The sequence below is a fragment of the Ruegeria sp. CDSA020 genome, from assembly GCF_059612345.1.
The window spans coordinates 430427-445788 of sequence record NZ_JBXWQK010000002.1; the positions used below are offsets into that span (position 1 = coordinate 430427).

Annotated in this window: 11 protein-coding genes and 1 tRNA gene; 4 read left to right on the top strand and 8 right to left on the bottom strand. The window is 54.2% G+C overall.

Annotated elements, in window-relative coordinates; translation table 11 throughout:
• Positions 1-77: 77 nt before the first annotated feature.
• Positions 78-374 carry a hypothetical protein gene (locus tag AC2FJW_RS05055; protein ID WP_496749400.1) on the top strand — a complete coding sequence of 99 codons (297 nt, stop codon included), beginning with the start codon at positions 78-80 and terminating at the stop codon, positions 372-374.
• Positions 375-614: 240 nt separating this feature from the next.
• Here AC2FJW_RS05055 and AC2FJW_RS05060 read toward each other — a convergent pair whose 3' ends face one another.
• The 4 genes from AC2FJW_RS05060 to AC2FJW_RS05075 all read right to left on the bottom strand — a co-directional run bounded on the left by AC2FJW_RS05060 (position 615) and on the right by AC2FJW_RS05075 (position 4957).
• Entirely contained in the window at positions 615-1334 is a 720-nt protein-coding gene (locus AC2FJW_RS05060; RefSeq protein ID WP_496749401.1) for an alpha/beta fold hydrolase, read from the bottom strand.
• The gene (locus tag AC2FJW_RS05065) at positions 1331-2872 is read right to left on the bottom strand and encodes an ABC transporter permease (protein ID WP_282022304.1); all 1542 of its coding nucleotides are present in this window, start codon (positions 2870-2872) and stop codon (positions 1331-1333) included. The genes AC2FJW_RS05060 and AC2FJW_RS05065 overlap by 4 nt, the downstream gene beginning before the upstream one ends.
• Positions 2869-3924: a quaternary amine ABC transporter ATP-binding protein gene (locus AC2FJW_RS05070; RefSeq protein WP_496749402.1), complete on the bottom strand. Its 1056-nt coding sequence runs from the start codon at positions 3922-3924 to the stop codon at positions 2869-2871. Before AC2FJW_RS05070 ends, AC2FJW_RS05065 begins: the two co-directional genes overlap by 4 nt.
• Before the next feature lie 67 nt (positions 3925-3991).
• Positions 3992-4957 (bottom strand): ABC transporter substrate-binding protein, encoded by a 966-nt coding sequence (locus tag AC2FJW_RS05075; RefSeq protein ID WP_496749403.1) that lies wholly within the window; start codon positions 4955-4957, stop codon positions 3992-3994.
• Positions 4958-5231: 274 nt separating this feature from the next.
• Between AC2FJW_RS05075 and AC2FJW_RS05080 the strand changes: the two genes are divergently transcribed.
• Positions 5232-6110, top strand: a complete 879-nt coding sequence (locus tag AC2FJW_RS05080; RefSeq protein WP_496749404.1) for a LysR family transcriptional regulator — start codon at positions 5232-5234, stop codon at positions 6108-6110.
• A 61-nt stretch (positions 6111-6171) separates the two neighbouring features.
• Here AC2FJW_RS05080 and cuyB read toward each other — a convergent pair whose 3' ends face one another.
• The gene (gene cuyB, locus AC2FJW_RS05085) at positions 6172-6873 is read right to left on the bottom strand and encodes a cysteate racemase (RefSeq protein ID WP_496749405.1); all 702 of its coding nucleotides are present in this window, start codon (positions 6871-6873) and stop codon (positions 6172-6174) included.
• 3 nt (positions 6874-6876) lie between these two features.
• Positions 6877-7890, bottom strand: a complete 1014-nt coding sequence (cuyA, locus tag AC2FJW_RS05090) for a D-cysteate sulfo-lyase (protein ID WP_496749406.1) — start codon at positions 7888-7890, stop codon at positions 6877-6879.
• A gap of 122 nt (positions 7891-8012) precedes the next feature.
• Between cuyA and AC2FJW_RS05095 the strand changes: the two genes are divergently transcribed.
• Positions 8013-8900, top strand: a complete 888-nt coding sequence (locus tag AC2FJW_RS05095; protein ID WP_496749407.1) for a LysR family transcriptional regulator — start codon at positions 8013-8015, stop codon at positions 8898-8900.
• Positions 8901-9329: 429 nt separating this feature from the next.
• Here AC2FJW_RS05095 and AC2FJW_RS05100 read toward each other — a convergent pair whose 3' ends face one another.
• The gene (locus AC2FJW_RS05100) at positions 9330-11429 is read right to left on the bottom strand and encodes a tetratricopeptide repeat-containing sulfotransferase family protein (protein WP_496749408.1); all 2100 of its coding nucleotides are present in this window, start codon (positions 11427-11429) and stop codon (positions 9330-9332) included.
• Between the two features lie 231 nt (positions 11430-11660).
• Between AC2FJW_RS05100 and AC2FJW_RS05105 the strand changes: the two genes are divergently transcribed.
• Complete coding sequence (locus tag AC2FJW_RS05105) at positions 11661-14537, top strand: autotransporter family protein (RefSeq protein ID WP_496749409.1); 2877 nt, start codon at positions 11661-11663, stop codon at positions 14535-14537.
• 735 nt (positions 14538-15272) lie between these two features.
• Here the strand turns inward: AC2FJW_RS05105 and AC2FJW_RS05110 are convergent.
• Positions 15273-15349 (bottom strand) — tRNA-Arg (locus AC2FJW_RS05110).
• Positions 15350-15362 lie beyond the last annotated feature (13 nt).

The following is a 15362-nucleotide window of genomic DNA, read 5'->3' on the forward strand; positions in this document are numbered from 1 at the left end:
TAGTCATTTAGTGGCCTCCAAGCACAATCGCGCCGCATCCAGCGGGATACGGGCATCTTTGATTTCAATAAAAGGTAATGAAATCAAGCGTGAGGCAGGGCGCGGGTCAAACGCGCGGGATCGAGATCATTGCGCTCGGCAACGCGTTTGGCGATAAATTCGAAAGTTCGCGTTGCTGTGGTCTGCACGAAGCGTGGACAACTGTCTTGAAGCAGAACGGACGTGTTGCTGATGCGGCAAGCTTCGCAATCAACGGTCACTGGTGCGCTATCGCCATCTATATTTCCGCAAATGCCGCTCAACTGCCCGCCTGCTGCGAGATAGGCGGTGAGTTCCGGCGTCGTAGACGTATGCGCAAAGCTCAGCATTCGTGACTTTGGGCTCAGAGCCGACCTCAGATGCGGAGCGGCATCTGCCAGTTTCGCAGAACTAGCCTCGTGGCAGAACGGCCCATAAGAGACATTCTACACCCGAGCGGATTACTGGAATACAGCGTTGCAAACGGGCCTTTTTTGCCCGTGCATACTCACTCTCAGAAAAATCTAGACTATCCGGGAAAGACCGGTATTGGTCACGACAGCGGTCGTTCTAACATTTTGGCTGCAGACAAGCTGTCAGGCGGTACAAAAATCTCGCAGTATCGAATTAAAGAGCCCCGGCTTCTCTAAATGCGTCGCGTGAGCACATCCAGGTATCACGGCGAGGTTGGCGTCGGGAATTGATTGCCACAATTGTTCGGTTTGGCTCCATGGATAGGTCCGATCCCGGTCACCCCAAATCACCAACGTACGGGTCATGATATCCGCCAAATGTTTGGCGCCGCTCCAACTTTCCATTGCGTCGAGCCCAATTAGCATGGTTTGCAGGCTGCATTGTTCTGCAATCATAGCACAGTCCTCATAGGCCACAGCTTTTCCCCGATCAAGAAACCAGGTTGCCGCAATACGTCTGGCCGTGGCTCTTGGTCCTTCTGTATTGGCCCGGCGCTTTGAAGTGTCGATCGTCTCAAACCGGCCGGGTAAAATGCCAATCGTTCCGGTGCCGTAAAGCACCAACCGGTCGATACGTTCGGGTGCACGGGTAACCATTTCCTGAACGATCATCCCACCCATTGAATGGCCGATCAGGATAAATCGCTCAATTCCCCGCCCGGTTAATTCGCACAGCGCCCACTCGGCAAAGCCAGCAATACTGGTGGGGGCCTCGAGATGCGCATTCTCACCAAATCCCGGTAAGTCCAGGGCTACGACGTTGAAACCGGCCAGGGCTTCGACTTGCCCTAACCATTGTCGACTGCCGCCCAAAAATCCATGGACGAATACGACAGGTGTCATTTGCGTCCACCCTGTACAATGCGATCAAGGATCATGGCGCAGAAAAGGATCGCAAACCCGGCGAGGATGCCTTGGCCCACATTGGCATATTGCAACGCTTCCAGCACGTCCTCACCCAGCCCCTTGGCGCCAATCAGCGAGGCCACGACGACCATCGCCAGCGACAACATAATCGTCTGGTTGATCCCCGCGCGGATCGATGGGCTTGCTAATGGAAGATCTACCTTAGTGAGCAAGTACCACTTATTGGCACCGAAACTAATAGCTGCTTCGCGCACGCTTTCTGGTACACCACGCAGACCAAGAACGGTCAATCGTACCACCGGTGTGCCGCCAAAAATCATCGTGACCACAACCGCCGCTGGCTTTCCAACGCCGAAGAACGCAATCACAGGCACCATGAACACGAAGGCTGGCATGGTTTGCATGAAATCCATGATCGGCTGGATAAACGCATAGAACCGTGGGCGACGGGCAGCAAACATGCCGAGCGGAATTCCGATAACAATCGACAGGCACGCCGCTGTCCCCAACAAGGCCAGCGTCGTCATGGCACCTTCCCAGAAACCCAGCAGGCCCATATAGGCCAGAAATGCGCCCGAATAGATCGCCGTGCTGATGCCCGCTGTCAGCCAGGTCAGCAAAATAATCAAGCTCGCAATCACGATCCATGGCGTCTGAACCAGTATGACCTCTAGCGCATCCAACAGAGTGCGGATGCCGAATGTCAGCCCATCAAAGAAGGTCTCGCTGTTGCGTACGCACCAGGCGATGAAATCTTCTACCCAAGTGATACTGGTCAGGCGGATGTTTGGGTCTGTCGGAAAATGGCTAAGCAGTGAAAAGCGCCCTGGGAAGCTGTAATGCAACATTGCCGCGGCGACGATCAACGCCATGAAGATTGCGCTGAACACGATCTGCGACACCGGCATGGCCGATCGGATCGAACGATCCGATAGCCACTCCGAGAAACGCGCCTCAAGCGCCCAGTTCGCCACCTGTGACTGTATGAATTTGACGATGATCAGTATGATCAGTCCGGTTAGAATGATGTAAGGACCTTCAGCTGCCATCGCCTCGGCCTCGGCACGGATACCTCCTATGTTTTCTTCAAGCGAGTCCACCGTTCGCTGATAGACATCGATCTTGTCCGAGTTGTTTTCGATAGCCGCCGCCAATTGCTGACGGCGCAGTTCAAGCGTCCCTTCAATCGATGCAATACGCTCCATTGCCTCGGCTGCCAGATCGCCGAACAACCCTCGCGCAATCTGCACAAAGGCTATTGTTTCGAGGATCAGAAATGGTAACGCCCATGACCACAGACCTCGCGCACCGAACCAGACCGGACCAAACAATCCGGCCATCAGATTGAAAGTTGGTGTAAAGCGGGACGATGCACCAATCTTGTCGAAATTACGAATGTAGTAGTCCGGGCTGGTGCGCACAAATGTGCGAATGTTTTCACGCCGCTCTTCGGCATAGGCAAGGGCCGCTTCGCTTTCGGTATCTTCCAGCGGGTTCACATCAGAAATGCTCATGACACTTCGGTCCCTTCGATCACGGTGCGCAACAGATCGGCACGGGTTATGACGCCAACATCCACGCCGCCGTCCTCCACAAGGATTGCGCTGCTGTTGTCGATCGCCAGATTGATCAGCGTGCTCAGATTTTCGTCTTCATTCACGCGCGGGGCATCCGCCGATAGCCGCCCATGGGCCGCAATATGTTCTGGAATTGGCCGCATGACCGCATGGGCGCGCACAACTTTGAGGCGTGAAATACCCGCAACGAAATCAGCCACATAGTCATCAGCGGGGTTCATCACGATGTCTTCGGCTGTCCCGATCTGCACCACCTTGCCGTCCCGCATGATGGCGATCCGATTGCCTATGCGGACGGCTTCATCAAGGTCATGGGTAATGAAGATTGTAGTCTTCTTGAGAATCTTGCTCAGCCGGATGAATTCATCCTGCAATTGTCGCCGGATCAGCGGATCAAGGGCCGAAAACGGTTCATCCATCAAAAGCACGTCGGGGTTGGCGGCCAAAGCGCGGGCCAGGCCCACACGTTGTTGCATGCCACCGGACAGCTCGTGTGCGAACTTTGACCCCCAAGCACCCAGTTCGACAATATCGAGAATAGCAGCAGCCTGACGCATGCGTTCATTCTTGCTGACCTGTCGGATTTCCAGTGGCATTGCCACGTTATCCAACACCGACCGATGCGGCATCAGCGCAAAGTTCTGAAACACCATACCGATTTTGTTGTTGCGAAACTGCTGAAGCTCTTTTGGCCCCAAAGCCATGACATCAGTGCCTTCGATTTCGATCTTACCAGCTGTCGGCTCCAGCAATCGGTTGAAATGGCGAACCAGGGTGGATTTACCGCTGCCTGACAGACCCATGATGCAAAAAATCTCACCCCGGTTTACCGACAGGCTGACATCAGCGACGCCGACAACACAGTTGTATTCGGCCAGCACTTGGGACTTGTTCAACCCACGGTCGCGGATCGCCTGCAGCGCCACTTCGGGCCTGCCTCCGAAAATTTTCCAGACATTCGAAATTTCGATAACGGTGTCGTCGCTCATAGGTCCTCCAGAGATCTGCTTTTGGGTGGCGCCAGCAGATGCCGCCACCCTGTTTCTGGAAGTGGGATCAGAGACCCAGCCAAGCGTCGACGCGATCCGGGTTCGCTTCGACCCATTCGCGGGCAACCTCTGCCGGATCGCGACCTTTGCCGCTGATCTCATAGGCGAATCCGCTGACATCATCCGCAGTCAATGCGAAATTCGCGAAGAAATCAGCAATCGCAGGTGAGCGGTCTGGCAACGTATTGGACCATGCGATCTGGACGTTCTTCAGGGCGTCTTTGGTGGCAACACTGGATTTGTTATACCAATCCGGATCGTCCGATGGCTGCACCATCACGTATTTTGCCGGGTCGAAAGTCGGCTCGCTCAGCATTTGAACGTCAAACATGTACCAGACCGCGTGTGGCTTGTAGCAATAGAAGGCATAGCCCTCGCCTTTGGCGATGCTGTCTTTGATACGCGCGGTCTTCACGCTTTCTTCCGCACGCACGGGCTCGATGAAATCAAGCAGACCGTAGTCGCGCGTTTTAACCTCATTCACATTGGCCGAAGCCCAACCCGGCGCTCCGATCCACATTTCACCCTTGCCATTGCCGTCGCTATCCATCAGGGCAGCGACGTCAGGGCGGCCCAGATCAGCTATGTCGGTGATATTGTTGGCCTCACCAAAGTCCTTGCTAACGCAAAAGCCCTGATTGCCTTCATAGGGGTTCGACGACAGGGTTACTGTGCCTGCTTCGTCTACATATTTCTTGGTAAAGCTTTCCTGATTGGGCAGCCACACATCAGGATGCACGTCTATGTCGCCTTTGCCCTGATCCATAGCCTGAAAGATGGTGGCATTATTTCCGGGCACATATTCAACCGTCCCTCCGATGCGTGTTTCGACAACTGCACCCAGAAGATGAGCGATTGCCTGCGCCCCGGTCCAAGACGGCACACCGATTTTAACCTCTTCCGCCGCGAATGCGGGCATCGCATAGATACCTACCGCCGCTGCCATACCAAATGCCTTTAGCTTTTTTCTCATGATAGTCTCCTCTGTTGAATTGCGCCGTATTTTGGCGTCGTTTTTTTAGTCAATCTCATTCCCATCGCTCGGCGGTGTCGTACAAAGTCGTCTCGGGCTGCGACTTCGGACGGAAGGGGAAAAGGGGGACAAACCGCCAGGCCCTAGCTTAAAGTCTAGAGCATGAGGTTTTCTGAGGGCCAATTCGAACATTTCATCAAACTATTCCCGCAATGCATAGTTTTGAGTATGCTCGACCAATGCTTCCTTGGAAATGCAGGTACACACATTGGATTTGAACTGGCTGCGCGACTTTGAATGCCTCGCCCGGACACTGAACTTCACCCGAGCCTCCGATGAACGCAACATCACACAATCCGCATTCAGTCGTAGAATCAAAGCGTTGGAGAGCTGGGTCGGGCTGCCTCTGGTCAATCGCGCCACCTATCCTGTTCAATTGACAGAAGCAGGTCAACAATTCTTGCCGGTCGCTTTAGCGGCGATCTCACAACTGTCAGAATCCCGTCAATCGCTGCGGGATGCCGATCGTGGGGATAGCCGTTTCATCCGGTTTTCGGTCCTCCACACGATCGCGGTTAATTTTTTGGCAAGTCGCATCGAAGAGTTGCAGATGCAAATTCCCGATCTGCGCACTCGAGTATTGTCCGATTCCCTAAGCACCTGCTGTGACCTGTTGGTCGAGGGCGCAGTGGACATTCTCTTGTGTTACAATCACCACTCGGTTTCACCGATGATTGATGAAACCGCATTTGAGCGAAAAGACCTGTTAAAGGATCGTCTGGTGCCAGTGGCTACAGCTAATTCAGCGCGTGCCATGGGTTGGAGTCTCGCAGAGCAGGATGGCCCACCCATCCCCTATCTGGCATATGATCGTTCTTCGTTTTTAGGCATGGTTGTAGAAAATACCATAGACCGCAAACCCCTGAACGCCGAGACGATTTATGTTGATAGTCTGGTTGAGACAATCAAGAGACGCCTGATTACCGGAAGCGGCTTTGCCTGGATGCCCGAAACTGCGATTTCGCCAGAGCTGGACGCAGGATTGCTGGTGCCAATCGGCGATGACGCGTGGTGTGCCACCTTGACGATTTCCGCATTTGCCAATCCGGCGACCTTTGATCACACAGCGCAACAGCTTTGGGACCAATTATGAACAAAGGTATCTGTTGACTTACAGATTGCCTCCGAACGCTGTGGCGCACTTATTCAATCGCCTAAACTTGCCCTGCGTGGGAAAATTCGACAATCGCCTGGACAAGCAGGTCAATCGTATCAATGGCATTGACCTCGGCCGCAACACTATCAGCGATAAGCGAGAATTCTGAGCAAGCCACAAGCTGCAGGTCTGCTCCTGCGGCAACAAGTTCTTTCGAGGCAACTCTTAGTGTTTCGCGCGCCTCTTCGCACGGACCGTCCGTCTTAATTTTCCGGATCGCTGCAAGCATCTTTTCATCACCTGCGGACCAAACCACCGACAGCCCGCGCCTGTGCAACGCTGTCTCGAATAGCTGCGTATGTCGTACGGCGGGCGAGGCAAGCATCCCGACACATCCCCCTGATCCGAGCGTCCCAGCCGCATGATCAGCCGTCAGTTCGACCACGTTCAGCAAGGGTATTTCCACGGAGTCCGTAATCGCCTTGGCATAGTGATGGGCGGTGTTGCACGGCATCGCCAGCGCTAAGGCTCCAGCATCTTCTAGCCGACGCGCCATAGCGGCAAGCGTCGGCCCCGGATCCTCGCCGACGCCCTCGAGCAGATGACGAACCCGCGACGGCACCTGCGGGTTCATGTCGATCAACAAAGGTATGTGGTCTTGGTCATCAGTTGCGGGTACGGCCGCCACCAGCTTGCGCTGGAGGAGGATCGTCGCTTCGGGGCCCATACCGCCAAGAATTCCAACCGGGCGCAATGTCATGGTTCAGACAGTCACCCAGCGGTTTTGATGATCAAAGGCAAAATCATACCCCCCAAGGGCTGCGGCACCCCCGGTGTGCAGGAACACAATCCGTTCGCCGTTGAACTCACCCTTGCGGGCAAGATCAATCAGACCGGCCGCGCCCTTGGCGGAATAGCACGGATCGAGAAGGATGCCTTCGAGCTCTGCAAACATCTGGATCGCCTCTATGCCGCTTTTCGTTGGCAGGCCATAGCCCTCGCCGACATAGTCAGTATTGGCCTTCACGTCTTCGCGCTTGACCACGCCTGCGCAGCCCAGTTTTTCAGCGGTTTTGCAGGCGAGGTCAAAAACCATCTGTTCTTGCTTGGGCTGAGGCGCCCTTGTGCCGATGCCCAGCACGGGCACCTGCGCATTCATGGCACACATGCCAGTCACCAACCCGGCCTGCGTTCCTGAAGAACCGGTTGCATGCACCAATCTGTCAATTTGCAAACCACTGTTATTTGCTTGTGCCAACAGTTCAAAGGCCGCGTTAACATAGCCAAGTGCGCCGGTCGGGTTCGATCCGCCGCCAGGGATGACATAGACATTGTGCCCTTCCGCGCGCTTCTTTTCGGCTGCTTTTTCCATCTCACCCGGCATGTCATGGCCGCCGGGAAACTTCTCGGTGGTTGCGCCATGCAAATGGTCTAGCAGGACGTTACCGTTCGTATTGTAGTTTCCATTTTGGTAACCGGTGCGATCCTCCAAAAGGATGTGACAGGCAAGCCCCAGCTTGGCGGCAAATGCAGCCGTCTGCCGACCGTGGTTGGTTTGCGTGGCCCCTTGGGTCATCACCATGTCGGCACCCTGCGCCTCGGCCTCAGCCATTAGAAATTCAAGCTTGCGGGTCTTGTTGCCACCGGTCGACATACCGGTGCAATCATCGCGTTTGATCCATATTTCGACCCCCAGCTCCTTTGACAATCGAGTCATGGGTTCAAGCGGTGTTGGAAGATGGGCAAGATGCAGGCGGGGAAAACGGGCAAGGTGCATGTCGTGGTTCCTAATATTTGCTTTTGTCAACTTACTGCGCGCTGAAGCACATTCCTAATTCGAACTTCGGTACATAAATTGCAGGAATTGCATGTTGTCACGAACTGCACTATCGATCCGCCATGCGTCTTGAGTGGATCGATGATATATTGGCCGTGCTTGATAGCGGCTCTCTCGCCCGCGCCGCTGAAAAGCGATTGCTGACGCAATCCGCCTTTACTCGGCGGGTGCGGCTTATCGAAGACAACATCGGCACAACCCTGTTTGATCGCCGCCGCAAGCCAGTCTCTTTGATGCCTGGTGTGCGGGATCTGGAATTTGAATTACGTGAGCTCAGCACCCGGCTGCATAGGCTTCGACACACCTTAAAGACAGCGAGTGATCAGACAGGCAAATCGCTGTCTTTTGTTTGCCAACACGCGCTCACCACGACAATTTCGCCCGAAATTGTTCGTGTTTTAACTGAAGGTGGCGAAATCTCGGTTCGCGTGCGTTCAGGAAATCAAGACGAGTGCCTGATGCATCTGATTTCAAAAGAAGTTGATTTTTCCATCATGTATGCGGTGCCCGATGACAGTATTCAAGAACCCGCTAACGCGTTTGAAACCAAAACGCTCGGGATGGATACTTTGATTCCGGTCTGTGCGCCCACTGTGCGCACGCAAGTGACGGAAGACGTAATTCCTACAATCAGCTACCCGCCCGAAGTCTTTCTCGGGCAGGTCTATTCCAGGATGATTGCGCCGCGATTACCTGAAGGTAAAACCGCAGTACCCAGGGCTGAAACCGCACTTACGTTGGCCATACTACAATACGCCTTGAATGAAATCGGCATCGCGTGGTTGCCCCGCTCTCTAGTGGCGACCCACCTTTCTGAGGGCGCGCTTGTGTGCATTGACGATGTGCTGCCCACACAGCTTCTGGCAATCAGGGTAGTCCGCTTGGCAGAATCTCAGCCAGATCATGCAGAGCAAATATGGAAACAACTTGAAGACATTTTCAGTTTCTAGTTTTCCCGCAGCACCCTCTATCCCAAATGGTATGCCGCCCCTGATCAGAAGGGCTTGGTTTCCCTTACACACCCTTCGCCAGACCGAAAAAAACGAAGCCCACACGCAAAACGCTTCGTTATCGCAAATACTGCTACATCCTAAGCACCTGATCCTGGCAGCAGTCGTCTCTCGAACATGCCCAGCTGCCAAAGAAGCGATACAAGCGAGTGGCCACTTTGACTGTTGTGGGTTTTGAAATTCGAATACGCGGCGAACGTCTGTTTCCCGCCCTGGCAGCTAGGTTTGCTGACTCTCCGTCGCTTGTGGCTGGATGAACAAAGTACGATTGCTTGCACTCAATTTCATGTGCGGCTCAGAGGAATTTGCCTCAATAACAGCACGCCTTAGTAGATCCGACACCTTTTAGAACCAATATCCATCCAAAGATCATCGAAACGGAATCCTTGCTTCTCCGATTGTCTCGATAAGCGGTGCTAAGTGAGATTCGTAGTTTCGCCATTTCTCCTTTGACGAGCTGTATAATGGCTGGCGCACTTGCTGAACACTTGCAGTGCGGACACGTCGTGCCCCTTTGTAAAACTCGAGACAACGATTATCCCACTCGAGGCCACAATATGCTATCAAGCGTCGCGCTTCGAACTCGATATCATCGATAAGGCTCTCATAGTGAATGGTGTGAAAGCTGCCGGCGGGGAGAACTTCCTTCCAATGCTGCATAACGCGCACATAGGCATTAAAGTATCGACCCAATTCGATCTGGTCGTAGCTGTGGAGCTGACTGCGCTGAAACACTCGGGTGAAGCAGGACAGACACGTATCTAGCGGATTGCGCGCGACATGCACGATCCGCGCATTGGGCATGATCGCATGAATTAGGCCAACCATCAGAAAGTTCGCAGGCATCTTATCAACGATATAAGGTTTACCAGGAGCGTGCGCATCGAGCCGCTGGACATATCGTTGGGCGCGTTTTGAAAGCTCCTGATCCGAGAGAGCCGCAATCAGACTTCCAGTTTTCTTGTTTCCACCGCGCAGTTGATCGGTGAAAAGTTTGTGCAAATAGTTAAGCTCTCCGGCTCCGAATACGTCTGGATGGCTGGCGAGGATCGACTCCGTCAACGTCGTTCCAGACCGCGGCATGCCAACAACAAAAATTGGCTGGCTGCTGTCCACCGAGCTCTGGTGAAGTTTTTCGAGCAGTTCCGGTGTAAAGGCCGTGATCAGGTCGTCTGCCGTTTCCTCGATTTGGTCGGCATCAAAATCGATAATGCTGCGCTTTATTGCAGCCCCTTTTGCAAAATGCTCAAAAGCGCTGTCGTAGCGCTTGAGGTCCTCATAACATTTTCCCAATGCGTAGTGATACGATACCGATTGTTCAGGAAGCATCTTGTCGGCTTCAGGCAACGCAGCCACAAGACCCTGAAAATCAAGGTTGTCTTCGGTAACTTTATCCAACTTAACCAACGCGATCTGCGCATTCAAACGCGCCTTGTCACTTTCTGCGGCCTTGTTGAACCAGCTGCGGGCAGCGTCAAAATTGCCCTGCTCCATCTCCAGATGGCCCAAGGCGATCATTGTGGCCGAGAAATCCGGTTTTAGCTCAAGGGTCTTCTCGTAGTTGGCAAAACCGGCCTCGAGGTCGCCAAGGTGCGATTTGCAAACGGCTATATAGTGATATGCAGGCGCGTGGCCGGGGTCTAGGTGCTGCGCTTTTTCTGCCTCGACAAGGGCAAGTTCATGCAGATTTTTCTCGATCAGGACCTGCGCAAGCCCGACATAAGCTTCGGGCTTTTTTTCATCTAGCGAAATCGCATTTCGAAAACAGCGTTCGGCTTCGTCCCATTCGCTCTGCAAAACGTGTAACCGTCCCCGATTGCGGTGCAACTCTGCGGAAATATGCCCCTTGCCAAGACAGTCATCTGCAAAATCTCTGGCTTCTTCTAGCTCCTCAGCTTCTATCATTACAGAAATGAGATTGTTGACACTCTCGAGATAGTCCGGGCGCAAATCTAGCACCCTACGATAGAACGAGATTGCCCCTTCCCTGTCCTCGTTGTCGCGCGCGATTGATCCAAGATTATTCAGCGCAGCAATCAGATCTGGATTAAGGGCCAGCGCTCTCTTCTGAGATGCCTCGGCTTCGGATAAATCACCTATATCGTAATAGGCAAGCCCAAGGTTTGAGTGCGCATTTGCAACCCCCGGGGCAAGCTGGACTGCACGTTTGCCAACCCTGATCGCTTCTTCAGGTTTTCCGTTCGTGCGTAACACCTCGGTGAAATTCGACAGGAACCCAGCATTGTCCGGCTGTAATCGGATCGCTTCGCGCATAGCATTTTCAGCTGGCCCGCTTTGACCGGTTTTAAACGCAATTACGCCAAGCAGTTGATGCGCTGGCGCGTATTCGGGCGCAGCCTTGAGCACTTGGTTCAGAACATTGACAGCTTTATTCAAATGCCCTGTATCGTAGGCCTGAACTCCTTGGTTGTAGGCCTCACCGATGGATAATGTCAGGTTTTTAGGCATTCAAGTAGCTCCGGGCTGGCGCATGACGACAGCCTGATCTCAAGCGCCGTCAAGTCGCCACATTGTGTTGCAGTTTTCCTACGAATTTCCAACAGCAATAGGTCATCCTGTGCAATGGAAAATTGGTAGATTGCATACATGTTAACGATTTATTAACGGTTCGTAAGCGGAGCCGATTGCAAAAACGCGACGAGTTTCGAGAAAAAACAAGATAATCTAACGGGATAGTAAATGACTAATAATGAGTCGAGGGCGAACGCCCCCAAGCTCCGTGGGGGGCGTATTTTCAAGTGGAAAGGCCAAATTGTCAGCGCGGCTCCAGCGGCGTTGCTGGCGCAAGTATCAATGGTTGCCCTGATGGCCGGGGACGTACATGCGGATACGATCTCGAATGTGGTGACGACACCTCAGGTTTTCTCGACCGATGCGGATCACAAAGTAACGGCAAGCGGCGCGATCGAGATAACTTCTTCCACCGCTGCAGCTTTGACGATCACGACCGATTACTCAAGCACGTTCACGAATAACGGGACAATCTCGGTCACGGCAACGGATACCGATATTGCGACGGCACTTTTGCTGGACGGAAATTTGCAGCAATCCGGTGCTTTGGTGAACAATGGCACCATTTCTGTAGATGTCACCGGGTCTGATCCTCAGGATATCTATGGCTTGCTGGTGAACGGTGACGCCGACGGGGTAATCCAAAACACCGGAACGATTGATGTCGACGTGTTGTCCACGGATGGCGATATCGAGGCCTGGGGTATCTACGTTGACGGTGACGTTTCTGAAACAGGTAAGATCGTCAACACCGGGACGATCAAGGTTGATGGGCTGATCACCGACGGAAGCACCGCATCAATCTACGGTATTGCGGTCGACCGCGACGTAGCGGGTGTGATCAGAAACAGCGGCACGATTGATGTCCGCGCCAGATCATTCGCCGATGATTATGCCTATGCCTGGGGCATTTACGTGCAAAGTGACCTGGAAGAAACCGGTCAGATCGTGAACTCGGGAACAATCAAATCGGTTGCCATATCGACCAGTGACAGTACCGCGTCTGCCTTTGGGATCGAAGTCAATGGCAATGCGGACGGTGTGATCCGCAATACCGGCACATTGGAGGTTCTGGCCTCTGCCCCGTCGACCTATGAGGCGATTGCCTATGGAATTTTGGTCGATCGTGACCTGTCCGGTCAGATCGATAACAGCGGTACCATCGAGGTAACCGCAATCGGTGTTGAATCCGACGCTTCTGCTTTCGGCATTTACGTCGATGATGACGTATTGTCCGGCGCGTCCGTACATAACAGCGGTACAATTGAGGCCTTTGCCAGCGCGGATACCGATGACGTAGCATATGCGGGCGGGCTTTACCTTGAGGACTTTGTTGACGGGATCGTGGTAAACTCGGGCACGATTACGGCCACTGCTTTGTCTCTCAACACCGCGGACGAGGCGACCGCGACGGGCATTTATGCCGGGGATGACGTTTCCGGTGCAATTCGTAACTCGGGCACTATGACGCTTTTCGCAGAAGCTGCCGAAGATTCTGCAGAAGCCTCGGGGTTTTATCTTACCGATGACCTAAGCGGCTCTCTGGCAAACTCGGGTGAGATTACAGCGACTGCGATTTCGCATGACACCTCTGCCGAGGCCTATGGGATTTATGTTGATGAAATCGTAACCGGTGACATCAAGAACACCGGAAGCATCACCGTCACCGCCAATGGTGCGCAACAGAATGGTGGGCCACCGCCAAACGCATCCGAGGCATTCGGCGTGTACGCCGGCGACATGCAGGGAACGTTCTCGAACACGGGCCCGATTACCGTGCACGCCACCGGCAGTTCCGGCACCCGTGCAGCCGGTATTCAGTTCGACAATTTCGACGGAACGATTCATGATCTGGGGACCATCAGGGTTTCGGGGAATGATGAGGTCTACGCCGTCTACCTTGGAACCGGCACGGGGACGCTGAATGTCGATACAATGGACGACGTTGAGGGTCTGATCCGCGTTCAGGACCATGACGTGAACCTAGAAGCCAAAGGCGGCAGTGGCGTGTTTGCGTTCGAAGATGCCGCGCCGGGTACGGGTACCTTCAAGACCACCGTGTCTGACGGGCAATCCGCTTGGTTCGTGCAGGACAAGGGCGGCGCGGCCCCGATCTATTCTGTGGTCGACGGCAATGACATTGCACCATCGGGCGATGTCGCGGCCTTCTACGGCAGCATTGTCGGCGGCAGTGGCAATGCGCTCAGCTATGGTCAGGGGCCGCAGGTCGCGCAGGGCGCAACTTTCGCTGGTTTCCGGCCCTTCGCAATGGTCGACGCCCAGTATCGAGAGTTCGAGAGCGGCTCGAACGATGACACGGACGTGACGATGTTCAGCGGAAGCGCCGGGTATACGGGGCAGATGGACAACGGAGTGTCTCTGGCTGTTGCCATGGGCGTGTTCACTTCGGATGGTGACAACAGCACCACTGATTTTGACACGAATGGCTTCTATCTTGATGCCGCAGTAGGCCGTCAGTTTGGTGCCTACACGCTGGATGCCGGATTCGGCATTGGTTGGCTCACGACTGATCGTAGCCGGTCGATCTCGGGCAGCTCTGACGCCAAGGCCGACTATAACAGCAGGCTGTTGACCGCGAACATCGGGGTCGAGCGTGCATTCGACGTCAGTGACGATTTCGGTTTGCTTGGTTTTGCCAGCGCCCGTTACACCAACCAAAAGGATGACGGCTATACCGAGACGGGGTCATCTGCGAATGCCACCGTCGGCGATATCACCACCGAAGTTGTCGAGGCCCGTTTGGGGGTTGAGGCATCAAAGGACCTTGAAAACGGCGGTGTTCTCAGCGGTCAGCTTGGCGGCGTGTTGCGGCGCGACCTAGGCAGTTCCGAGGGCGACGTAACCGTCTTCTCTCAGACTGAGTCTCTGGCCTTTGCGTCCACCGACTTTACCGGCGCCAGCGTCGTGGTCGGCTATGAGAAAGATCTCGTTCAGGACATGCGCCTTGAACTGACGGCTGAACAGGAAATCGGCAGCGACGCTCAGGGGCCATTCCTGCGCGCCGGACTTCGCTGGTCGTTCTAGATCTAAAGAGCACTGCGGCACCCAGAGCGGTGCCGCAGAAATCAGCTCCACGCTGAACTATGTCGGGCTATTTGGTGTATAGTGTTGACCCTTTCAAAAGCCTATTTGAGCTTTTCAAGTGGTCGACAATTATCCGAACATTTTTGCGGTTGCCTGAAACCTATTGTGTAACTGTTTCTTGAGCTTGTGTACCCGCCAATGCCTCAAGGAGGGCTGCGCCACAGCGAAGGGCCGGAATCCGCCCGATTCATTAGAGTAACAACGCGTTCCGGCGCAAAAAGTAACGGCGCAGCCAGCTCCGCCGCACTTGTTTTAGGGCCAGCGGGATTTGGGCAAGCCAAACGCCTCTGGCCATTAGGGGTAAGACGCTGCATTCCCCCTCGGGCAACCCTATTAGACAAAACCGTGTCCTCGGCTGCGCCTGCGGGCCGCACCACCCCTGTCGAATAGCATTGCCTCGCCCCCATCCGCGTTCGCCACGTGGCAGATCAGCAGGAACAGGCGGCTTCGGCGTCTGATCCGCAAATCAGCCCTGATTTTCCCAAAAGGAAGTCAGATCAAACCAAACTGTCTGCGGGAGTCTGAGATGGAGGCGGCGTGTTAGTTGATGACGCAAAGATCAAATTCAACTGATGTCCAACTTTGGGGGCGCCTTCTGATGTCGAACATTCACTGCTTTTCTGGTCCAACTGTGACGGTTGGGTCAGGTTCGTGTGACGTTCAACAGGAAACCAGTGGCGGACCGAGGAGGATTCGAACCCCCGACCCCTTGATTCGTAGTCAAGTACTCTATCCAGCTGAGCTATCGGTCCGCGTTGGTGAGGC

Bases quoted from the DNA above. Each gene is read 5' to 3' on its own strand.
- AC2FJW_RS05055 (WP_496749400.1), top strand. From the start codon at position 78: ATGAAATCAAGCGTGAGGCAGGGCGCGGGTCAAACGCGCGGGATCGAG.
- AC2FJW_RS05060 (WP_496749401.1), bottom strand. From the start codon at position 1,334: ATGACACCTGTCGTATTCGTCCATGGATTTTTGGGCGGCAGTCGACAA.
- AC2FJW_RS05065 (WP_282022304.1), bottom strand. From the start codon at position 2,872: ATGAGCATTTCTGATGTGAACCCGCTGGAAGATACCGAAAGCGAAGCG.
- AC2FJW_RS05070 (WP_496749402.1), bottom strand. From the start codon at position 3,924: ATGAGCGACGACACCGTTATCGAAATTTCGAATGTCTGGAAAATTTTC.
- AC2FJW_RS05075 (WP_496749403.1), bottom strand. From the start codon at position 4,957: ATGAGAAAAAAGCTAAAGGCATTTGGTATGGCAGCGGCGGTAGGTATC.
- cuyB (WP_496749405.1), bottom strand. From the start codon at position 6,873: ATGACATTGCGCCCGGTTGGAATTCTTGGCGGTATGGGCCCCGAAGCG.
- cuyA (WP_496749406.1), bottom strand. From the start codon at position 7,890: ATGCACCTTGCCCGTTTTCCCCGCCTGCATCTTGCCCATCTTCCAACA.
- AC2FJW_RS05095 (WP_496749407.1), top strand. From the start codon at position 8,013: ATGCGTCTTGAGTGGATCGATGATATATTGGCCGTGCTTGATAGCGGC.
- AC2FJW_RS05100 (WP_496749408.1), bottom strand. From the start codon at position 11,429: ATGCCTAAAAACCTGACATTATCCATCGGTGAGGCCTACAACCAAGGA.
- AC2FJW_RS05105 (WP_496749409.1), top strand. From the start codon at position 11,661: ATGACTAATAATGAGTCGAGGGCGAACGCCCCCAAGCTCCGTGGGGGG.